Below are 21533 nucleotides of genomic sequence, written 5' to 3' on the forward strand. Positions count from 1 at the left end.
CGTCCGCCGGTCGAATCCCGGCGGCGGTGCGACGCTCGGAGATCGACAGAAGCGACCGGACGGGAGGGATTCCGTCATGGTGACTCGAACACTGGTCGTCGCGGCGGGCATCGTGCTCGCGGTGACGCTCGCGGTCCCGGCCGGAGCCGATCCGGTCGCGCCGGCGCCCGCGGCCTCGGGCGGCTCCAACTACGACTTCTACTACCTCGACGGCTGCTACCGGCAGCCCTACCAGGTCACGGCGGCGTTCGACAAAGCGCCGACGATCATCGCCTACCAGCTGGCCGGCATGAAGCGGGCCGGCCAGAACCGGCTGTCCATCGGCGTCTACCACCACCACGGCGCGGACGACGGCACGGCGATGGACTCCACCGGCGGCCACCTGCCGCCGCGCGGCCAGGAGAACCTCGCCGGCCTGCTCGCCGACATCAAGCAGGCGGGCTTCGCCGAGGTCACGGTGGTGGTGCATCCCTCGGACGGCAACAACCCGCGCACCTGGTCGTCCTGGCAGGACTCGATGTACGAGGAGAACTGGCAGCTGATCCAGTCCCTGCACCCGATCATCGCCGCCGCCGGGCTGCCGTTCCACCTCGATCTCGGCGGCGAGCTCACGGCGTCGACCGACGAGTCCCTGGTGCTGCGCTACGACCAGCAGCTGTGGCAGGCCTACACCGCGAGGTTCGGCCGCGCCGACACCGTCGGCTTCTCCGTCAACGGCACCGACCCGGGCCAGGTTCTCAACGTGGGCAAGATGTACGGGTCCGCCCAACCGTCCATGATGGACATCCACATCTACGGCGACGAGTACTCGCAGTTCGTCTACAACGACGATCGCCTACGACAGCAGGGTTTCACCAGCCAGCCGCTGATCATCGGCGAGGCGTACTACAACGACAAGGAGGCGGCGAGCGGCTTCGCCCAGGCGACGCGCAAGACGGGCCGGCAGATCTACTACCTCACACAGTGGCCGAAAACCCGGGCCGGCGACACCGAGTGCGCCCGGGTCGATGTCGCCCCGCCGACCAACTACGCCGAGTACGCCGCCGCCGGCTTCTGACCCAGCTCGGCCGTCAGCAGCGGCGAGATCCGCTCGGCCAGCGACTGGTATCCGTCGGGGCCGAGGTGCAGGCCGTCCACCACCAGATCCGCGTAGACCAGGTCCCGCCCGTCGATCACCCTCACGCCACGCGCCGCCGCGGCGACCAGGTCCCGGATGTCGGCCAGCGTCAGCCCGACCGCGTTGACCTCCTGCTCACGGGCCGGCGCCAGCGGCGGTGTGATCACCACGACCGGCTGGTCGGAGATCACCTCAAGGAAGCCCTCCAGCGCCGGGCCGAGCGTCCGCCGACTGAAGCTCGCCGCGTGGTGGATGTCCACGCCGACGCACAGGGTCACCAGGTCCGGCTCCCGCTCACGGATCGTCTGCGCGACAACGGGATCGAGGTGGCATTCGCCGGAGAACCCCAGGCAGGTCAGCCGCCAGCCGTGCCGGCGGGCCACCTCCGCCGGCCAGGTCTGGCTCGGTCCGTCGACCAGCCGGCACTGCGTGATCGCACTGCCGTACGCCACCCAGTGCGGGCCGGTGCGGCTCATCGCCCGGACCGTGCTGTGCGCCGCCAGCCGCAGCCGCCCGATCTTCGTCCGCCCGTAGTTCGGCAGCCACACGTCGACGTTGGCCGGCTGCCCCGGCAGCGCCACCGTCAGCACCTGCTCGCCCGGCCTGACCGCCATCCGGTGCGCCAACTGGCCGTCGACCAGCACGTCCACCGGTGACGAGTAGTCCGGATCACCGAGCAACGGCATCGATAACAGGCGCGCGTCCGTGCGCATGCCCACCCGGACCCCTGCCGGCATACGCGCCAGCTCCGACAGTCTCGCCGTCGGAATCCGGTCCGCCGGCAGCCGCCACGGCTGCCACCAGTCGCCCGCGCGTCGAAGGTCGACCAGTCCGTCCCAGCTCAGCTGCGGGTCGTCCGGGTCGAGCCAGACCTCGCGCACCTCAGGTCGTCAGTAGTCGATCGAACCGGCGCGCGAACAGGTAGGCGTCCCCCGGCCAGCGGGCCGAGAGGTAGTTGCCGTCCTGCACCGCGAACGCCGGGCCGTCATCGGTGGCCGTGCCTCTCGCCGTCGAGATCGGGCCTCTCTCGAATCTGGCCCCGGTCGCCCGGACCTCGTCCTCCACGTACGCCGGGTACGTCCGGTAGTAGCGGCCCAGCTTCCACGCCGTCGCGTAGTACGCCATGCGTTCCATGTACTTGGGCAGGCACGTCGTTCGTCGCTCCGCCAGCACCCCGGCCCGGGCCAGCACGATCACGCCGTGGCAGATCGCGCCCACCGGCCGCTCCAGCCGCCAGAACTCCGCCACCTTGGTCCGCAGCACCGCGCTGTCCAGGTACTGCCGCATGCCCGGGGCGTGGCCGCCGGCCAGGATCAGCCCGTCGTACTCCGACGGCTGGACCGCCTCCCACGCCACCGTCGCCGCGAACCCCGGGTCGGCCGTCAGCTCATCGTAGAACCGCTTCGGCTCCGGCTCGGCCCCCAGCTGCCCGAAGATCACCCCGCTGAGCAGCCGCGGATCGGCCGCCGGCCGGGCGCCCGCCCGCTCCGTCGCGAAGACCACCTCGTGCCCGGCGTCGGTCAGCAGCCGCCACGGCACCGCCACCTCGGTGACGTCGAAGTCGCTGTCCGGCAGGGGCATCAGGATTCGCACTCCGCGCATCCTGCCAGCACCCGAATGGGCGACACCAGTTACTGTGTCCGGCCGCCCGCACAGCCAGATCGAACCCGCGTTCGACTAGGATGACCTGGTGGCGGCCAACCTCGAGCAAGCGGCCCTGTTGCTCGCGCTGCGGCACAGTGACCGTGGCTGGGGCGCGGTGACCGCTGCCGTCGAGGAAGCCGGCTCGGCGCTGGAGATCCTTGACGACCTGCTCACCCCGAGCAAGCCGACTCTGGACCACGTCGACCGCGACCTGGACGTTGACCTGAAGCTGGTCGCCGAAGAGATCGACGGCTGGCGCGCGGAGGGCATTCATCTGGTCACCGTCCTGGATCGGGACTATCCGGTGCAGTTGATGCTGGTGCACCAACGGCCGCCGTTCCTGACCTGCCGCGGCATTCTCGACGCCGAAGACATCACCGCTGTCTCTGTCGTAGGCAGCCGGCAGGCGAGCGCGGCCGGGCTGCGCCGGGCCAGGGTCGTGGCCAGCACCTTGGCCACCAACGGATTCACGGTGATGAGCGGCCTCGCCGCCGGCATCGACACCGCCGCGCACCGCGCCGCGATCGACGCCGGCACGCGCACCGTCGCGGTGGTCGGGACCGGCCTGCGGCACTGCTACCCCGCCGAGAATCGGGAGCTCCACACCGAGATTGCCCGAACCGGCGCGGTGCTCTCCCAGTTCTGGCCCGATGCCGGCCCGGCCAAACACCAGTTCCCGATGCGCAACGCCGTCATGAGCGGCTGCAGCATCGCCACGGTCGTCGTCGAGGCGGGGGAGCACAGCGGCGCGCGGATCCAGGCCCGCGTCGCTGTCGAACACGGCCGGCATGTCTTCCTGTTGCCCGATGTGCTGGCCAACCAGTGGGCGATGGACCTGGCCCGACGCCCGAACACGACCGTTCTGGAGGGGCCAGAGCACCTGCTCCGGGTGCTCGGGGAGTTGACCGCGGAGCTGGTCCAGCTCTGAGCCCGCTCACCTGGGTAGCGGAAAGCTACCGAAACATTCTCGTGCCCGTGCCGCCCGTCGGACCCGGCGTGTGCTCGACCTGTCATCGCGACGCTCCGCTGCCGCATCGACAGTGCTACCGGTGCAACTCTCATCGAGAGCTGGCCGGCGACCAACTGGCGGACGTGGTTGTCCCCATATCGATCGCGTTCGCCGGCGAGCAGTTCGCCCACGACCTACGTCAGTACAAGCGGTCTCCCCTGGAAGCGGCCCGCAAGGAGAAGCAGCGCCGGCTGGCCGTGGTGCTGGAGAACTATCTCCGGGCACACGAGCGGTGCGTCGCCGCCGCATGCGGCGTGGCGGACTTCGACGTCGTGACGTCGGTGCCGAGCACGAAGGGCCTTGATCCCCATCCGTTGAGCGCGATGCTCAGCCGCATCATCGGGCAGACCCGCCCGCGGTATCGCGACCTGCTGCGGATCGGCGCGGACCTCGGTGAACGGGTATTGCACCCGGATCGCTTCGGCGCCTCGGACGATCTGCGGGGGCGGCGAGTGCTGCTGGTCGACGACACGTGGACCAGCGGTGCCAACGCCCAGTCGGCAGCCGCCCGGCTGCGGCTGGCCGGCGCCGAACGCGTCGCCGTCGTGGTGCTCGGGCGATGGTTCGACGCCGACCATGGACCGGCTGCTCCCTATGTCACGAATGTCCGTGGCGAACCCTTCGACTGGTTCACCTGCTGCCTGGACCGGTCACCGCATGGAGACCTCTAGCGCTCCAGCTCGCCGCGGATGAACTTCTCCACGGCGTCGTGAGCCACCGAGTCGGAGTACTGCTCCGGTGGCGACTTCATGAAGTAGGAGGAGGCGGACAGGATCGGTCCGCCGATGCCGCGGTCCAGGGCGATCTTGGCGGCGCGGACGGCGTCGATGATGATGCCGGCGGAGTTGGGGGAGTCCCAGACCTCCAGCTTGTACTCCAGGTTCAGCGGCACGTCGCCGAAGGCGCGGCCCTCCAGCCGGACGTAGGCCCACTTGCGGTCGTCGAGCCACTGCACGTAGTCGGACGGGCCGATGTGCACGTTGCGGGCCCCGAGGTCACGGTCGACCTGCGAGGTCACGGACTGCGTCTTGGAGATCTTCTTCGACTCCAGCCGGTCGCGCTCCAGCATGTTCTTGAAGTCCATGTTGCCGCCGACGTTGAGCTGCATGGTCCGGTCCAGCAGCACGCCCCGGTCCTCGAACAGCTTGGCCAGCACGCGGTGCGTGATGGTCGCCCCGACCTGCGACTTGATGTCGTCGCCGACGATCGGCACGCCGGCGTCGGCGAACTTGGCGGCCCAGGCCGGGTCGGAGGCGATGAACACCGGCAGTGCGTTGACGAAGGCGACGTGAGCGTCGATGGCGCACTGGGCGTAGAAGCGGTCCGCCTCCTCGGAGCCGACCGGCAGGTAGGAGACCAGCACGTCGACCTGGGCGTCCCGCAGCGCCTTGACCACGTCGACCGGGTCCTCGTCGGACTCCTCGATCGTCTCCCGGTAGTACCGGCCGAGCCCGTCGAGGGTGTGCCCGCGCTGCACGGGCACCCCGAGCGGCGGCACGTCGGCGATCTTGATGGTGTTGTTCTCGCTGGTCAGGATGGCCTCGGACAGGTCAAGACCGACCTTCTTGGCGTCCACGTCGAACGCGGCGACGAACTCCACGTCCCGCACGTGGTACTCGCCGAACTGGACGTGCATCAGGCCGGGCACCCGCGTCCCCGGCTCGGCGTCCCGGTAGTAGTGCACCCCCTGCACCAGCGACGCCGCGCAGTTGCCGACGCCCACCACGGCTACCCGCACACTCATCCGGACTCCTCCTCGGTGTGATTGGCAGTACCAGTGCCAACGCGGCCCGGCGCACGTGCTGTTCCATCGCTGGTCAGCCCGGCTTTCCAGCCTCTCATGACCGGCTGCGCGCGACCTGCCGCTGTGGCGCGGGTGACACAGCGTGGCCGGGCGCTGCCCTGAACGGCCCAGCGGGCCGTCACGGGGGCCACGTACCCTGTTGCGTGTGCGGACCCAGAGACAGGTGGTGGACTACGCGTTGCAGCGCCGTGCGCTGCTCGCGGAGGTCTACTCGGGTCGGGTCGGCACGATGGAGGTCTGTGACGCCAGCCCCTACCTGGTGCGGGCGGCGAAGTTCCACGGACAGCCGACGGAGACGAGCTGTCCGGTGTGTCGGAAAGAGCAGCTGACCTTGGTGTCCTGGGTCTACGGCGACGAGCTCAAGCACGTGGCCGGCTCGGCCCGAACTCCGGACGAACTGGACCGGATGGACTCCCTGTACGAGGAGTTCACCGTCTACGTCGTCGAAGTTTGCCGCACATGTAGTTGGAACCACCTGGTGCAGTCATACGTCCTGGGAACGGGCGGCTTGCGCGCACGCAAGCCGCGCCGGCGCACCGCCGCGGAGTGAACATCGCCCGCGGTCGCGGCGTCTAGCAGTAGAGACGATGGACCAGCACTACTGGTTGCCTACGTGGTGGGTACCGATCTGGAAGGCCGTTTGGTGAGTGACGAGCGTGGTGACGAGGCCCAGTGGCCGAGCTTCGACGAATCGGAGCAGCCCGGCCGCCGGGGCGGCGGTCAGCCGGCTTGGCCCGGTGAGCAGCCGCCGAGTCGGGGGCCCGGTGGGCGACCGCCGGTGCCGCCGTCTCAGCAACCGCCCATGCGGGGTGGTCCGAACACCCCGCCCCGCGGCTATCCGCCGCAGCAGCCGCCCCGGCGGCCGGCGGGTCCCGTCGGCGGCCCCGGTGGTCCGCCGCCGCCGGTGGGCCGTGGCGGGCGTCCCGGCCCAGGTGGCCCCAATGGCACGGGTGGCCGTCCGCCCGGCCCCGGCCAGCGCGGCGGCCTCAACGGGCCGACGCAGCGCACTCCGTTCAACCAGCCGACGGACATGCTGCCGCCGGTGCACGAGGAGTACCAGCGCGAGCCGGAGCTGATGACGCACCGCGAGCACGACCTGCCGCCGGGCGCCAGCGGGGACTACATCGAGCCCGACGAGTACCTGGACAACGAGTACGACGAGGCGGTGCTGCGCAAGAAGCGCATCTGGCGCCGCGTCCGCCGCGGCGCGTACGTGCTGGCCGCCGTCGGCTTCGTCGGCCCGATCGTCGCGTTCATCATCACGTACTTCATGGTCGAGCCGCCGGATCCCGCGTCGGTCCTCAACCAGCAGCAGACCATGACCATCTTCTACGCCGATGGCAGCGTCATGGCCACGCTCGGCCCGTCGACCGGCGGCGACCGCACGATCCTGCCGATCGACAAGATCCCGATGGTCGTGCAGCACGCCGTCCAGGCCGCCGAGGACGAGACGTTCGCGACCAACAGCGGCTTCGACATCAAGGGCATCGGCCGCGCCGTGTTCTCGCAGCTGAAGGGCGGTGGCGGCGGCGGTTCCGGCATCACTCAGCAGTACGTGAAGAAGGCCACCGGCGAGGAGGACCACACCCTCACGCGTAAGTGGACCGAGCTGGTCAAGTCCATCAAGATGAGCCAGCAGCAGTCCAAGGACCAGATCCTCGCCGCGTACCTGAACACGGTCTACTTCGGCCGCGGCGCCTACGGCATCCAGGCCGCGGCGCAGGCATACTTCGGCGTCACCGTGGACAAGCTGGACCCGTCCCAGGCCGCGTTCCTGGCCGGCTGCATCAACGTGCCGGCGTTGAACGAGGACCCAAGCCACACCAACGACCGCTGGTCCTACACGATGGGCCGGATGGTCGCCAACGGCTGGCTGACCGCGGCCGACCGGGCCAAGTTCCCGGAGCAGCCCAAGCCGGTCGCCAACGAGAGCGACGGCGCGCTGGACGGCCCGACGACGTTCGTGGTCCGCCAGGTCAAGCACGAGGCAGGCCTGCCGGAATTCGCCGGCCTCGATGAGACGGCACTGGAGCGCATGGGCGCGCAGATCCACACCACCATCGACAAGAAGGCCATGGACCAAGCGGCCCAGGCCAACCAGACGGTGATGGCCAAGGACAAGCCGCACAACGAGAACATCGCTTCGGCGCTCGTCTCGATCGACCCACGGACCGGCGGTATCGTCGCCTGGTACGGCGGTGACGACCCGAAGACGTTCTCCTACGACATGGCGGACACACCGAACCAGCCGGGCTCGTCGTTCAAGCCGTACGTGTTCATGGGCGGCATGCAGACCAATTCGTCCATCGGTCTGCAGTCGCTGTACAACGGCAAGAGCGGCCAGAAGTTCGGTAACGACCCGAACAGTCAGATCACCATCAACAACTCCGACGGCGAGGAATGCCCGTCCAACCCCTGCTCGGTCAAACAGGCGATGACGTTGTCGATCAACACGGTCTTCTACAAGATGACCGACGACATCGGCCCGACGGCCGTGCAGAACGCCGCGTTCGCCGCCGGTATCGCCAAGACGCAGACCATCGCTGGCAAGGTGCAGGACGCGCTCGGCGGCAAGTCGCCTGCCGACGGCATCGCGCTGGGTCAGTACGAAGTTCGGCCGCGGGACCAGGCGCAGGGCTACGCGACGCTGGCCAACAACGGCATGTACATCCCGTCGCACTTCATCACGTCCATCAAGGACAGCGGCGGGAACGTGCAGTACGACGCCGCGGCCAACGCGCATCTGACGCCGACCCAGGCGTTCGACAAGACGAACTCGACGCACAACACCCAGCTGGCCCGCAACGTCACGGAGTCGATGCTGGACGTGGCCAAGAGCTCCTGCGCCGATTCGGCCAAGACCCAGTGCGCCAACATCGGCACCCGCCCGGTGGCCTCGAAGACCGGGACGGCCGGCTATGTCGGCGCCGATGGCATCAACCACGGGGAGAACGCGAACGCGTGGATGGTGGGCTACACCCCGCAGGTCGTCACTGCGGTCTGGGTCGGCAACCGCAACGGCTATGCGCCGATCAAGGGCTTCTACCTCAACAAGATCGGCGGTCAGACGCAGAACTACGACATCTACGGCCGTGAAGAGCCCGCGTACATCTGGAAGAACTTCATGACGGCCTACCTCACGGGCCAGCCGGTGCTGCCGTTCCCGGCGTTCAAGGACCTGGGCGGCAAGGGCAACTTCAGCGGGCTCACCACCACGACCGTGCCGACCCAGACCACCACGACCGGCTCCACCACCACGACGACCACGACGGAACCGGACGACACGACGACGCACGGCCATCACACGACGACGAACACGTGCGTCGACTTCCCGGGCCTGCCGAGCTGTAATCCGGATACCACCAGCACGACCAAGGGCCAAGGCGGCGGAATAGGTCCAGGCGGGGGAGGAAACCCCGGCGGCAACCCTTGAGCAACTCCCCTGCCCCGGTGGGCGTCTGACCTGATGTGGCGGAGCAGGGGGACAGCAAGAAGAAGCGGGACTGGCGGCGGATCCGACGCACGTGCTACGTGCTGGTGTCCGCCGCCTTTCTCGTGCCGGTGGCGGCGTTCGTGATCACCTACTTCCTGGTCGACGTGCCCGATCCGGACGCGATCGCGTCGCAGGAGACGCAGACGGTGTCGCTGTACTACGCCGACGGCTCGAAGATGGTGGACATCGCACCCGAGGGCACGCGGTCGAAGGTGAGCTACGAGCAGATCCCGGACGTGGTCAAGCACGCGGTGTTCGCCGCCGAGGACGCGACGTTCGAGGAGAATGCCGGCTTCGACGTGAAGTCGATCGTGCGGGCGGTGTGGATCCAGCTGTCCGGCGGGCACAGCGGCGGCTCGGGCATCACCCAGCAGTACGTCAAGCAGGCCACCGGCGACGACGCCCCCAACCTCGGCCGCAAGTGGACGGAACTGGTGGCGGCGTTCAAGATGAACAACGAACGGTCCAAAGAGGACATTCTCACCGCATACCTCAACACCGTCTACTTCGGACGCGGCGCGTACGGGGTCAGGGCGGGCGCGCAGGCCTACTTCGGCAAGGAGCTCGATCAGCTCACCCCGTCCGAGGCGGCGCAGCTGGCCGGCATGATCCAGGGGCCGAGCAAGAGCGAGGACGCCGCCTACCGGTTGTGGCGCTGGCAGAACGTGATGCAGCAGATGGTCGACAAGAGCTGGCTGTCGACGAGCGAGCGGTCCGACTTCACGGCGCCACCGGCGCTGATCGACCGGGACAAGGCGCGGCCGACGTCGCTGTCCGGGCCGCGGCAGGCCATCGAGGACCAGGTGCTGGACGAGCTGGCCCAGCAGCCCTTCGGCCTCACGGAGGATCAGGCCGAGCGCCAGGGCGTGAAGATCTACACCACGGTCGACCCCAAGGCCCAGGACGCCGCCGAGCAGGCGGTCAACTCCGTGATGAACGGACAGCCGCGGTCGCTGCGGCAGGCGCTGGTCGCGGTGAACCCGAAAACGGGTGGCATCACCGCGTACTGGGGCAATTCCGGCCCGGGCACCACCGACAACGCCCAGACCCTGCAGCAGCCGGGCACCGCCTTCCAGCCGTTCGACCTGGTCGCCGCGCTGCAACAGGGCATCGGCACGAGTTCGGTCTTCAGCTCGGCCTCGCCGCAGACGTTCGACGCGCGGCAGATCACGAACGCCGAGGGCAGCTACCCGTGCAAGTCGTCGTGCACGCTGGCCCAGGCGTTGCAGTACTCGATCAGCACCGAGTTCGCCAACCTCGTCTACAACCGGGTCAGCACCAAGGCCGTCGCCGACGCCGCGCACCAGGCCGGCGTGCCCGGCGAGGTCGACGGCACGAAGCTGCTGGCCGGGGAGAACGGCGGCAACCCGGACATCAACATCGCCAACGGCGGCGGCTCCACCCAGGTCCGCCCGATCGACCTGGCCGCCGCCTACGCCACGCTGGCCGCCGACGGGCAGCGCCGGTCTCCGCACTTCATCAGCAAGATCACCTTCGGCGACGGCCGCAGCTTCGAGCGCCCCGACGACGCAGCCGCCGCGTTCGGACCCAACAGCCAGCAGATCGCCGACTCCGTCACCGCCGCCCTGGCCAACGGCGCGCAGCAGAACGCCCTCGGCCTCGCCGACAAGTGGCCGACGGCTGTGAAGACCGGCGCCCAGCCCCTCGACGGCCACGACAACGCCAAGGCCTGGACCGTCGGCTACACCCGCTCGCTGGCCGCCTCGGTGTGGGTCGGCTCCGACCGCTACGAGCCGATCCGCGACAAGGACGGCAATCCCATCGTCGGCAGCGGCCTGCCCGGCAAGATCTGGCAGGCCTTCATGAACACCTACCTCAAGGCCGCCGGCACGCCGCCGGAGTCGTTCCCGACAACCGTCGAGCACAACCCTACGACGACTCCATCCGCACGGTAAGCAACAGCCAAATGCGTCCGACAATCACCCACAAGCCCGAGCCGAGCGCCACCAGACAGCAATGGGCTACCCCAAAGGCAGCTCACAAACGGACAACACGGACTATTTCACCATCGATACAACCGGCGACACGCGACAATATCTATGTTGACGAAAGTCACTCCCACTGCTAGGTTCCATTCCAGGGGGTGATCGCTGGAAAATTCAGCACGGGGCGTTCTCCGCCCCGCGTGTTCACATACGAAATCGAACCACCTCATCGTGAGGTAGTTCGGGCATGTGCACGTGGATTTCAAGCGAAAGGTTATCAATGCGTAAGACACTTATGGCTGTTGCCGTCGTCGCAGCGGCGCTGACCTCGACGGTCACCATGTCTGCTACGGCTTCCGCCGCTCCGACCCACAGCGCCGCCGCCCAGTCACCACTGGGATACTGGGACTACTTCGGCCACTTCGACACCTCTGACCAGTGCAACTCATTCGGCCAGAACGGCGTCAACCAGGGTACCTGGCCGCAGTACGAATGTGACTTCGACTGGATCGACTGGGATTACGACCTGTACGTCTGGATCAACTGACAGGTTCGTTCTTCCTCACTGTTGAGTTAAATGCCATACACCCCGCCCTGTCGGAGATGAAGATTCCCCGACAGGGCGGGGTGCGGCCACATCACCTCATGACGACCGCGACAATTTTCCTACCGTGGAAGTCGTGTGGCATACCGGTTATCGCGCCGGCGAGCATCTTCACGGGCTCCATCAGCCAGTTGGTGTAGCGCACCGCTGACTCCGCGCACACGTGGGTGCCCGTAGCATGCCTCGGGTGTCAGGTGAACCGGATGGGATCGAGTCCGTGCAGCCGACCGGCACCTCCCTGTTGGAGGACACCGAGTCGCTGGGGCCGGACGAGCGGGTCGCGCCCACCTGGACGGAGTCGCTGGTCCGGTCGCTGAGCCGACCGTTCGGCGGCCCGCTCGGCCGGCACGCGTCGGTGGGGCGGCAGTGGTTCTGGACGGCCGGGCGGGTGATTCTGCTGCTGGCGGTGGTGATCCTGGCGCTGGGCTGGCTGCAGAAGTCGCCGTGCGTGCAGACGGTCAAGGACGACAAGGGCGTGCTCCAGCTGGACTGGAGCGGCAACCGCCAGTACGTGGCCATGTGCTACTCGGACGTGGTGCCGCTGTACACGGCGGAGCGGCTGGACCAGCCGGGCATGTTCCCGTACCGCACGTCCTGGGTGGACGGCGAGGGCACGCCGCAGGCGCACATCCGGTACATGGAGTACCCGGTGCTGACGGGCGTGTTCCAGTGGTTCAACGCGAAGCTGGCGCAGGGCTACATCTCCATCGCGGGCAGCGGCATATTGCCGTTCACGATGACGGTGGTGGCCTACTTCGACTTCGTCTCCTTCTTCCTGTCGCTGGCCTGGCTGGTGGTGGTGTGGTCGGTGATGCGAATAGCCGGCCGTCGGATGTGGGACGCGGCGCTGGTGGCGGTGTCGCCGCTGGTCATCGTGCAGGCGTTCACGAACTTCGACACGCTGGCGGTGGCGTTCGCGACGGCGGCGTTGCTGGCCTGGGCGAAGAAGAAGCCGGTGCTGGCCGGCATCCTGCTCGGCCTGGGTGGGGCGGCGAAGCTGTACCCGTTGTTCCTGCTGGGGCCGTTGCTGCTGCTGTGTTGGCGCGGCGGGAAGATGAAGCAGGGTCTGACCACCACGCTGTCGGCGCTGTTGATGTGGGCGGCGGTGAACGCGCCGATCTACATCCTCTACCGGCCGGGCTGGTGGGAGTTCTTCCGCCTGAACACCGAGCGCGGCGTCGATCCGGACACGCTGTACAACGTCGTCGAGTACTTCACGGGCTGGCTCGGCTTCGATGGACCGTTGGCCCAGAACCAGGTGCCGACGATCCTGAACACGGTCAGCGCGGTGCTGTTCCTGATCTGCTGCGCGGGCATCGCCTGGGTGACGATGTCGGCGCCGATGCGACCACGGCTGGCCCAGGTCTGCCTGCTGGTGGTGGCGGCCTTCCTGATCACCAACAAGGTGTGGAGCCCGCAGTACTCGCTGTGGCTGGTGCCGCTGGCGGTGCTGGCGATCCCGCGCTGGAAGCCGTTGCTGGCCTGGATGACGATCGACGCCCTGGTGTGGGTGCCGCGCATGTTCTTCTATCTGGGCACGGACAAGAAGGGCCTGCCGGCCGGACCGTTCCTCACGTTCGTGGTGCTGCGGGATCTGGCGGTGATCGGCCTGTGCATCCTGGTGATCCGCGAGATCTACCGGCCGGAGCTGGATCTGGTGCGCCGCAGCGGGGACGACGATCCGATGGGCGGCTTCCTTGACGGCGCGGCCGACAAGTTCACGTTCCGCAGGCGTCAGCGCTTGATGACGGCGTCGGTGAGCTGACCGGCGCCGACCGGGTCGAGGGCGCGGTGCAGCGCGCCGAGGAAGTTGTCGGTGCGCAGCCACCACGTGTACAGCAGCACGGTCACGACCAGGGCCGCGAGCAGCGGCGTCTGGTCCCAGAAGACCATGCCGACGACCAGGCCCGCGATGATCACGACCTCGCCCGTGAACAGGCGCGCGAAGATCATCGACCGGGCCAGCTCGACCACCGCCTTGCGATCGGGCCGCTTGGCCGGCGTCTTGCGCTTGTCGATCACGCCCACCGCGTAGGCGCCCACCACCCCGATCGCCACCGGGATCAGCGCGTACGGGGTGAGCGTCGCGGGCGCGGACGGCAGCACGATCACCAGCCCGACCACGACGAACAGCACACACGCCCAGAACACGGACAGGGCTAGTCGCCGGAACGCGCCGAACGCCGAGGTACCCGGTTGGAACATGCCGAGATCCTCGCACCCGGCGCTCGGGTGAGACACAGTCACCCTTCTGTGGCTGAGTCGACACCTGGCTCAGGTTCGTCAGGGACATACGCTCACCATCACCGATCGTGGCAAGCCGATCGCGCTGATCGTGCCGGTCGGACGGCCGACGACACTGGACCAGCTCATTGCCGATGGCGTCGTCCGGCCTGCGCGGTCGCGCCCGTCGGTGAGCGCTCGCGCCGACACCAACGCGGCGCTCGGCTGAGCGAGCGCCGCATCGGCCCGGTCAGAGCGAGTTGAGGTCGATGGCGTTGGCCATGGCCTGGTAGCCGGCGTCACCGGGGTGCAGGTGGTCGCCGCAGTCGTAGCGGGGGAGCATGCGCTGCGGGTCGGCCGGGTCGCGGGTGACCTGGTCGAAGTCGAGGACGGTGTCGTAGACGTGGCTGGTGCGGATCCAGTCGTTGACGGCGGCGCGCACCGCCTCCAGCTGCGGAGTCCAGACGCCCCAGCCCTTGAACGGCAGGATGGTCGAGGCGATGGTGCGGATGCCGCGGGCGTGGGCTCGCTGGGCGATGTCCTGGAGGGCGCCCTCGATCTTGGTGGGGTCGAGCTGGTGGGGATCCTGCTGGATGTCGTTGACGCCGAGCAGCACGATCATGCTGTGCACGTTGGTGCGGGACAGCACGTCCTCGTCGAGGCGCTTGATGGCGGCCTCGCCGCCGCCACCGCCGTCGAGCAGCAGCCGGTTGGCGCTGATGCCGGCGTCGTTGACGCCGTAGCGCTGGCCGAGCCGCTCGGACAGGTAGTTGGGCCAGCGGTGGTTGGCGTCGGGCGTCGAGCCGTAGCCGTCGGTGATGGAGTCGCCGAGCGTGACGACGGTGCCCTGGGAGACGGGATTGAGCACGTCGATGCCGGTCAGGTAGTGCCACACCGTGGTCTTCTCGGTGAAGGCGGTGCCCCAGGTGTCGGCGGTGTGGTCGCCGTCGCGGGTGAAGAACGAGGTCTGCATGGCCAGCGGGTGGTATGTGACCGGCCCCGACGGCGTCGGCACGAAGGTCGTGACCAGCAGGTTCGAGTTGGACGGGACGCGCAGCGCAACGGGGTCGCTGACGACGTCGAGCCCGGCGGCGACCGTGGTGGACACGCTGCCGTGGAACTTCACGGTGACCACGGAGGCGGCGTCGGCGGTGCCGACGCGGGCCTGCACACCCACGGTGACGTGCCCGAACGTGACGGGCGAGGTCCCGTAGCGGTTGCTGAGCCGTATCCGGGCCTGGCTGCCGCCGACGCTGGTGTGCACGACGTTGCGGATCGAGTAGTTCGGATAACCGTTGGGGGTGTTGTCGACGCCGGTGGCCGGCGAGGCCTCCCAGGTCCCCACCCAGTTCCCGGCGGCGCGGTCCAAGGTCCCGGCGGCCGCGAGGCCGGTGGTGACACCGAGCGCCAACAACACTGCAAGGGCGATACGTCCGAATCGGCTGGGCATGACACGCTCTCCCCTCCGCGGCGGCGGACCTCCACCTTCACTCCGGGACGGGATCCCGGGTATCGCCCACTGGAGTGGTGCTGATCACAACGAGGCCGGCCACGAGGAGTTCGGCGGCGAACACCCACTGGTTCAGGAACGTCTGCTTGTTGACCAGGTCGAACGCCGCGAGCACGACGCCGGCCCCGAGCAGGAAGCCGGCCTTGGACCGCACGACGAGCCAGTAGGCCAGCGCGAGCACCGCCACCACGACCACGGTGCCGAGCGCCCCGGGGATCAGCTGGTAGAGCGACACGGAGCGGCCGATCAGCGGCGTGAGCAGGTAGAAGTCGGCTGTGCAGGTGCGGAAACGGCCGGGATCGGCGATCACCCACGGTAGACACACGAGGGCGGCGCAGCCGAATGTGGCCAGCACCCGCCGCCAGCCGAACCGGGGCCAGAACGCCAGCAGCGGAATCAGCACGACCAGGTGCTGTTTGGTGGCCAACGCCAGCGCGAGCGGCACGATCGCCCAGTTGGCATGGCCCCGCTCGATCAGCACGTAACCGGCGACGAGCCCGAGCAGCAGCAGCGGTTCGGTCCAGGACTGCTGCACCACGAACAGCGTCCCCGGCAGCACCCCGATCAGCAGCGCCAGCGGCCAACGCCGGGTGTGCCAGCCGAGCAGGGCGCACGCGCCGAACAGGTAGCCGGTCTCCAGCCACCGAACGTCGCCGAACAGCCACTGCGCCGGGGCGGTGAGCAGGAAGGTCGCCGGGAGGTAGTTGAAGCAGTTGTCGGTCTGCCCCGGCGGCACATCGGGGAAGCGCATCTCGTACGGATTGAGCCCGCTCACCAGGCCGCCGGCGGAGTCGCGCAGGATGATCCACACATCGATCAGCGGCCGTCCGCCCAGGATGACCAGCGCATATCCGACGCCGAGCAGCACAAGCCCGACCCACCACCAGCGCGCCGGCAGCCACGGCAGCACGGCCACCACGGCGGCGGTCACGGCCCCGACGGCGATGCCGACATTCAGCCAAGGCGTCGTGACGACGTTCTCGATCGGCGGTTTCAGCAGCAGCGCCGCCAATGACAACAGGGCGGCGACGCTGACGGCCCAGCGCGGCACGCGGCCACCGGGGAGAAAAGCCAGCAGCACCACGACCAACGCCGCCAAGCCCAGCACGGCGTAGAGGTTGTAGCTCAGGTGCGTGACGGCCAGGAACGCCACCAGCGCGGCGCCGAGCAGCACGACCGAGCCCCGCTCACGTGACAGCCACACTGGTCCGCTCCGTCTTGAGGAAAACCACGAACAAACAGGCCAGCAGGATCGCCCGGCCCCACACGCCGGCGACCACGGCCTGCGCGGCCACGGTGTTGTAGATGCCGTCGGGCAGGCGGTTCTCGATCTCGTAGTACCACCGGAACACGCCGAGGTAGAGCACGACGTCGACGGCGAAGTAGGCCGCGATCCACTCCCAACGGATCGGCAGCAGCACCAGGAAAGGCAGCAACCACAGCGTGTACTGCGGGGAATCCACCTTGTACAGCAACAGGAATCCGCACAGCATCGCGCCGCAGACCGGCAGCAGCGGGAACTCCTGCCGTCGCCGGCCGACCGCGAGGGCCACCGCGAACGACACCAGGATCAACACCGGCGACACCACGCCGACCACCGACTGGAACACGGTGTTGCCGGGGTCGGACAGCGGACGGAACCACCAGAACCAGATGGAGTTGGAGGTGATGTCCACCGGCCTGATCCACTGGAACGTGATCGAAGCGGCCCACCCATCGGGGCCCGCGATGACGAACGGCAGGTTCACCAGCACGGCGACCACGGCCGAGGTCAGCACCACCCGCACGGCGTCGAGCGAACCCCGCCGGCCCAGCACGTACAGAGCCAGCGGCAACACGAAGATCGCCGGATAGAACTTGAACGCGAAGCCCAGCCCCAGCAGCGCCGCGGCGACCAGCGGCCGGTCCTTGCGCAGCGCGAAGAAGAAGGCGGCGACCGAACAGGCCACCGCCGGCAGATCCCAGTTGTGGAACCCGTACAGCACCAGCGGCGGGCCCAGCGCCCACACCAGTGCCCGCCACCGCGCCAGCCTGCCCAGCAGAAAACCGGTGAGCAGCCCGAACGGGGCCAGTAGCAGCGCGGAGAACAGGAGGTACTGGCCGTCGTTGTCGGCGAACCACGCCCCGGCCCGCATCAGCAGCCCGGTCAGCACCGGGTACTCGACGGCGCCCCCGGTCAGCTGGCCGTAGAGGTCGATGCCGCCGCCGACGTACGGGAAGACGTGCTGGTCGATGTCCCGCCCCAGCCACAGGTGCTGGATGTCGGAGTAGCAGACGTCCCGGTACCGGCGCACCTCATAGGACGGTGTGGTCCGGCCCTCGGCGTCATAACCGGGCCCGGTGCAGCGGGCCTTGTTCGCGTACCCGAGCGCCAGGGTGCAGCCGCACAGCAGGACCAGCAGGACCAGTCCGGCCTTTCTCACCCGCCGAGCTTGGCGCGCAGGAACTCGATGTCGGCGGCCTGGCCCTCGTCCGGCGTCTCGACCACGGCCGGCGCCTGCGCGGCGGCCAGCACCGCGACCAGCTGCTCCGGCTCGATCGTGCCGTCGGCGATGTTGGCGTGCCGGTCCCGCGCCGAGTTGAACTCGTCGCGCGAGCTGTTCAGGTGCACGAGGTCGATGCGGCCGGTGATCGCCTTGACCCGCTCCACGATGCCGACCAGGTCCTCGCCGGCGGCGAAGGCGTGGCAGGTGTCCAGGCAGAAGCCCGCGCCGAACTCGCCGACCGCGTCCCACAGCCGGGCCAGCGCGTCGAACCGGCGGGCCATGGCGTTGTCGCCGCCCGCGGTGTTCTCGATCAGGACCGGCACGTCGAAGCCGCCCGACTCGGCCTGCCGCTCGAACAGCTTGCGCCAGTTCTCGAAGCCGACGGCGGCGTCCTCGCCCTTGGTCACGTGGCCGCCGTGCACGATCAGGCCCTTGGCCCCGACAGCCTTGGCCGCGGTGGCGTGCTGCTGGACGAGCTTGCGCGACGGGATGCGGATCCGGTTGTTGGAGGAGGCCACGTTGATGACGTACGGCGAGTGCACGAAGACGTCGACGTCGCCGGCCAGCAGTTGCTCGGTCTGCGGATGCGGCTTCGGCGCCTTCCAGCCCTGCGGGTCGGCCAGGAAGAACTGCACGACCTCGGCGCCCCGCTCCCGGGCGGCGCCGATCGGGTCGTCGTCGCGGACGTGGGCTCCGATGCGCATGACCAGCAGGGTAGTCCAAGATCGAACACGAATTGGGTATGGCATCGCGTCACCGATCGGACGTACCGTCGTTCTCCTATTTGAAAGTTACCGACGGGTCACCGGCTGGACGGGGTGGGCATGCGAGGGCGAATCGGCACGCTGGCGACGGCGGCGGCGCTCATGCTCGCCACCAGCTCCCTCGGCTTCGCCGCGACGGCCGACGCCGCCCCGGCGCCCATCATCATCGGCAGCTGCGCCACCACCGTGCAGGGCGAGCCCGGTCAGCCGGTCTCACTGAGCCCGAGCGCGGTCGTGCAGCCCGTGACCAGCGTGCTCAGCGCCATCCCGCTGCTCGGCCCGCCGCTGGCCCAGCCGTTCCAGAAGGCCTTCACCGCGCTGCCGCCGATCCCGATCGGCGCGCTGCCCACCGGCAGCGGCGTCATCAGCGGCGGCACCATCGCCAACCAGGTCGTCGCCCAGCTCAAGAACATCCCGCTGCTCGGCCCGGTCCTCGGGCTGCTGGTCGGCGGCGTGCAGCAGGCGTTGACCGCCGGCTGCAGCGTCGTCGTGCAGGGCGTGAACACGGCCGCCGCGCCGATCCAGACCGGCACCGGCGCGCTCGGTGGCGGCTCCGGCGGCGGCGGGTCCACCGGCGGCGGCACGGGCGGTGGCTCCACGGGTGGCGGCGGCTCGACCGGCGGGACCGGGGGCACCGGCGGTTCGACCGGCGGCGGCGGTTCGACGGGCGGCTCCGGCTCGGGTGGCGGCGGCGTGAACTTCCCCACCTCCGGCGGCGTGACCAACGGCGGCGTCGACCTCTACCAGTTCACCGGCTCGGGCTACGACTACGGCCGGGTGCCGCTGTTCTCGTACACCAACCTGCCGTTCGCGGTGCCCGGCGACTTCGCGCCGTCCCCCGGCGTGCTCTACGGCGGCAACGTCTCCGGCTACGCCCCGCAGGTCGGCAGCCTCAGCAGCGTCACCTCCTCGGCCGACGGCGTGCAGACCGCGGGCCGCGCGCAGGCGCTGCCGGGCTCCGGCTCGGGCGGCGGCGTGGCCGCCCCGGTGCTGATCGCGGTGCTCCTGCTGGCCGGCGTCACCGCGGCTCTGGTGCGCACCTGGGTGCTACGCCGAGTGGCCGTCGCCTGACGCGATTTCGGCCGACCGGACCCCGGCTGTTACCCTCACTGGGTTGCTGACGCAACAGGCCCTCCTGCCACGGAAAGACCGTGGCCGCGCCAGTCCACAGGAGGTGAGTGGTCTCCATGCGTCATTACGAAGTGATGGTCATCCTGGACCCCAGTCTCGATGAGCGCACCGTCGCTCCGACTCTGGACACCTTTCTCAACGTGATCCGCACGTCCGGCGGCAACGTGGAGAAGGTCGACGTCTGGGGCAAGCGCCGCCTCTCGTACGAGATCAACAAGCAGCCCGAGGGCATCTACGCGCTGCTCGACGTGAGCGCCGAGCCGGCCGCGGTCAAGGAGCTGGACCGCCAGCTCTCGCTCCAGGACACGGTGCTGCGCACCAAGGTCCTGCGCCGCGACCCCGCCAAGGCTGTCAAGGCCAAGGCCTGAGCCATGGCGGGCGAGACGACGATCACCGTGGTCGGAAATCTGACCGCTGATCCCGAGCTTCGCTTCACTCCCTCCGGCGCCGCTGTCGCCAGCTTCACCGTCGCGGCCACGCCGCGCACGCTGGACCGGCAGAGCGGCGAGTGGAAGGACGGCGACGCGCTGTTCATGCGCTGCAACATCTGGCGCCAGGCCGCCGAGAACGTCGCCGAGTCCCTCACCCGGGGCGCTCGCGTGATCGTGACCGGCCGGCTGCGCCAGCGGTCCTACGAGACCAAGGAAGGCGAGAAGCGCACCGTCGTGGAGCTCGAGGTCGACGAGGTCGGCCCGTCCCTGCGGTACGCCAACGCCAAGGTCAACAAGGTCCAGCGCGCAGGTGGCGGTGCTGGCGGCGGCGGTGGTGGTTTCGGCGGCGGCGGTGGCGGCAACAGCGCCCCGGTCGACGACCCGTGGGGCTCCGCGCCCCCGGCGAGCTCCGGCGGCGGCGGTTTCGCCGACGAGCCCCCGTTCTAGATCGCGGCCCAGCAGACCTCATTCACGTAGAAGTATCCAGGAGAAGACCCCATGGCGAAGCCGCCTGTGCGCAAGCCCAAGAAGAAGGTTTGCGTTTTCTGCAAGGACAAGGCCAGCGCGAACCTGATCGACTACAAGGACACCACGCTGCTGCGCAAGTACATCTCCGACCGCGGCAAGATCCGCGCGCGTCGTGTGACCGGCAACTGCTCGCAGCACCAGCGTGACATCGCCATCGCGGTGAAGAACTCGCGCGAGATGGCGCTGCTGCCCTACACCTCGACCGCTCGCTGACGAAAGGAGTCGCACCGATGAAGCTCATCCTCACCACCGATGTCAGCGGTCTCGGCGGCCCCGGCGACCTGGTCGAGGTCAAGGACGGCTACGGCCGCAACTACCTGCTGCCCCGCGGCTTCGCGATCCTCGCGACCCGTGGCGCCCAGAAGCAGGTCGCGACCATCCGTCGGGCCCAGGAGACGCGCCGCGTGCGCGACCTGGACCACGCCAAGGAGATCAAGTCCGCGATCGACAACATGGGTCCGATCACGCTGACCGCGAAGGCCTCGGCCAACGCGAAGAAGCTGTTCGGCTCGGTCACCACCGCCGACATCGTCGCCGCCGTGAAGTCCGCGGGCGGCCCGGTGCTCGACAAGCGGACCGTGGACACCGCCGGTCACATCAAGACGACCGGCAAGCACACGGTCAACGTCCGGCTGCACCCGGACGTGACGGTGGCGCTGACCCTCTCGGTCGTGCCCACCGCCTGAGTCACCCGACAAGCTCCGCCCGGGGTCCCCTCGGGCGGAGCTTTCGCTCGTTTGCCGCAGCGCCGACCCGAACGGCTGTGGACAGCCCCCGCCACCGAGCCGGCCGCGACACGCCGAACAGGCGGTCGACCGCGACACGCCGTGTCGTTCCGCGGCG

Annotated in this window: 21 protein-coding genes; 13 read left to right on the forward strand and 8 right to left on the reverse strand. The window is 69.0% G+C overall.

Annotation, left to right across the window (positions count from 1 at the left end; genetic code table 11):
• The first annotated feature begins 76 nt into the window (after positions 1-76).
• On the forward strand, positions 77-1057 hold the full coding sequence (locus tag AB0M73_RS03830) for a hypothetical protein (protein WP_363886469.1): 981 nt from the start codon (positions 77-79) through the stop codon (positions 1055-1057).
• Here AB0M73_RS03830 and AB0M73_RS03835 read toward each other — a convergent pair.
• Entirely contained in the window at positions 1027-1998 is a 972-nt protein-coding gene (locus tag AB0M73_RS03835; RefSeq protein WP_363886472.1) for a GDSL-type esterase/lipase family protein, read from the reverse strand. The genes AB0M73_RS03830 and AB0M73_RS03835 overlap by 31 nt on opposite strands.
• A 1-nt stretch (position 1999) precedes the next feature.
• Positions 2000-2719, reverse strand: a complete 720-nt coding sequence (locus AB0M73_RS03840) for a type 1 glutamine amidotransferase domain-containing protein (protein ID WP_363886475.1) — start codon at positions 2717-2719, stop codon at positions 2000-2002.
• An 88-nt stretch (positions 2720-2807) separates the two neighbouring features.
• Here AB0M73_RS03840 and AB0M73_RS03845 point away from each other — a divergent pair, with 88 nt between their 5' ends.
• A complete protein-coding gene (locus AB0M73_RS03845) occupies positions 2808-3689 on the forward strand; it encodes a DNA-processing protein DprA (protein WP_363886477.1) in 882 nt (293 codons plus the stop codon).
• A 164-nt stretch (positions 3690-3853) separates the two neighbouring features.
• Positions 3854-4441, forward strand: coding sequence for a hypothetical protein (locus AB0M73_RS03850; protein ID WP_363886479.1), 588 nt, complete (start codon positions 3854-3856; stop codon positions 4439-4441).
• On the opposite strand, the gene AB0M73_RS03855 is transcribed toward AB0M73_RS03850, so the two are convergent.
• Positions 4438-5514 carry an inositol-3-phosphate synthase gene (locus AB0M73_RS03855; RefSeq protein ID WP_363886482.1) on the reverse strand — a complete coding sequence of 359 codons (1077 nt, stop codon included), beginning with the start codon at positions 5512-5514 and terminating at the stop codon, positions 4438-4440. The genes AB0M73_RS03850 and AB0M73_RS03855 overlap by 4 nt on opposite strands.
• Positions 5515-5719: 205 nt before the next feature.
• On the opposite strand from AB0M73_RS03855, the gene AB0M73_RS03860 reads away from it, so the two are divergent.
• The 5 genes from AB0M73_RS03860 to AB0M73_RS03880 all read left to right on the forward strand — a co-directional run bounded on the left by AB0M73_RS03860 (position 5720) and on the right by AB0M73_RS03880 (position 13382).
• Entirely contained in the window at positions 5720-6124 is a 405-nt protein-coding gene (locus tag AB0M73_RS03860) for a DUF5318 domain-containing protein (protein ID WP_043720625.1), read from the forward strand.
• Positions 6125-6376: 252 nt separating this feature from the next.
• Positions 6377-9007, forward strand: a complete 2631-nt coding sequence (locus AB0M73_RS03865) for a transglycosylase domain-containing protein (protein WP_363886485.1) — start codon at positions 6377-6379, stop codon at positions 9005-9007.
• A 35-nt stretch (positions 9008-9042) separates the two neighbouring features.
• Entirely contained in the window at positions 9043-10983 is a 1941-nt protein-coding gene (locus AB0M73_RS03870) for a transglycosylase domain-containing protein (protein ID WP_363886488.1), read from the forward strand.
• A 310-nt stretch (positions 10984-11293) separates the two neighbouring features.
• A complete protein-coding gene (locus AB0M73_RS03875) occupies positions 11294-11560 on the forward strand; it encodes a hypothetical protein (RefSeq protein WP_363886491.1) in 267 nt (88 codons plus the stop codon).
• A 244-nt stretch (positions 11561-11804) separates the two neighbouring features.
• On the forward strand, positions 11805-13382 hold the full coding sequence (locus tag AB0M73_RS03880) for a glycosyltransferase 87 family protein (RefSeq protein ID WP_363886492.1): 1578 nt from the start codon (positions 11805-11807) through the stop codon (positions 13380-13382).
• Here AB0M73_RS03880 and AB0M73_RS03885 read toward each other — a convergent pair.
• The 5 genes from AB0M73_RS03885 to AB0M73_RS03905 form a co-directional block, all read right to left on the reverse strand.
• Entirely contained in the window at positions 13352-13822 is a 471-nt protein-coding gene (locus tag AB0M73_RS03885) for a hypothetical protein (RefSeq protein WP_363886494.1), read from the reverse strand. The genes AB0M73_RS03880 and AB0M73_RS03885 overlap by 31 nt on opposite strands.
• Before the next feature lie 268 nt (positions 13823-14090).
• Positions 14091-15290 carry an SGNH/GDSL hydrolase family protein gene (locus AB0M73_RS03890; RefSeq protein WP_043720620.1) on the reverse strand — a complete coding sequence of 400 codons (1200 nt, stop codon included), beginning with the start codon at positions 15288-15290 and terminating at the stop codon, positions 14091-14093.
• Positions 15291-15327: 37 nt separating this feature from the next.
• A complete protein-coding gene (locus AB0M73_RS03895) occupies positions 15328-16554 on the reverse strand; it encodes a hypothetical protein (protein ID WP_363886497.1) in 1227 nt (408 codons plus the stop codon).
• A complete protein-coding gene (locus tag AB0M73_RS03900; RefSeq protein ID WP_363886500.1) occupies positions 16538-17773 on the reverse strand; it encodes a glycosyltransferase 87 family protein in 1236 nt (411 codons plus the stop codon). Before AB0M73_RS03900 ends, AB0M73_RS03895 begins: the two co-directional genes overlap by 17 nt.
• Positions 17770-18540 (reverse strand): deoxyribonuclease IV, encoded by a 771-nt coding sequence (locus AB0M73_RS03905; protein WP_363886501.1) that lies wholly within the window; start codon positions 18538-18540, stop codon positions 17770-17772. Before AB0M73_RS03905 ends, AB0M73_RS03900 begins: the two co-directional genes overlap by 4 nt.
• A gap of 120 nt (positions 18541-18660) precedes the next feature.
• On the opposite strand from AB0M73_RS03905, the gene AB0M73_RS03910 reads away from it, so the two are divergent.
• The 5 genes from AB0M73_RS03910 (at position 18661) to rplI (ending at position 21376) form a co-directional block, all read left to right on the forward strand.
• Positions 18661-19671: a hypothetical protein gene (locus tag AB0M73_RS03910; protein ID WP_363886504.1), complete on the forward strand. Its 1011-nt coding sequence runs from the start codon at positions 18661-18663 to the stop codon at positions 19669-19671.
• A 116-nt stretch (positions 19672-19787) separates the two neighbouring features.
• The gene (gene rpsF / locus AB0M73_RS03915; RefSeq protein WP_363886506.1) at positions 19788-20099 is read left to right on the forward strand and encodes a 30S ribosomal protein S6; all 312 of its coding nucleotides are present in this window, start codon (positions 19788-19790) and stop codon (positions 20097-20099) included.
• 3 nt (positions 20100-20102) lie between these two features.
• Positions 20103-20609, forward strand: coding sequence for a single-stranded DNA-binding protein (locus AB0M73_RS03920; protein WP_363886507.1), 507 nt, complete (start codon positions 20103-20105; stop codon positions 20607-20609).
• A 51-nt stretch (positions 20610-20660) separates the two neighbouring features.
• The gene (rpsR, locus tag AB0M73_RS03925; RefSeq protein ID WP_211764534.1) at positions 20661-20903 is read left to right on the forward strand and encodes a 30S ribosomal protein S18; all 243 of its coding nucleotides are present in this window, start codon (positions 20661-20663) and stop codon (positions 20901-20903) included.
• A 17-nt stretch (positions 20904-20920) separates the two neighbouring features.
• Positions 20921-21376 carry a 50S ribosomal protein L9 gene (gene rplI, locus AB0M73_RS03930; RefSeq protein ID WP_363886510.1) on the forward strand — a complete coding sequence of 152 codons (456 nt, stop codon included), beginning with the start codon at positions 20921-20923 and terminating at the stop codon, positions 21374-21376.
• The last annotated feature ends 157 nt before the right edge of the window (positions 21377-21533 follow it).

Origin of the sequence: Kutzneria sp. NPDC051319 (assembly GCF_040682195.1) — a bacterium.
Taxonomy (GTDB): Bacteria; Actinomycetota; Actinomycetes; order Mycobacteriales; family Pseudonocardiaceae; genus Kutzneria.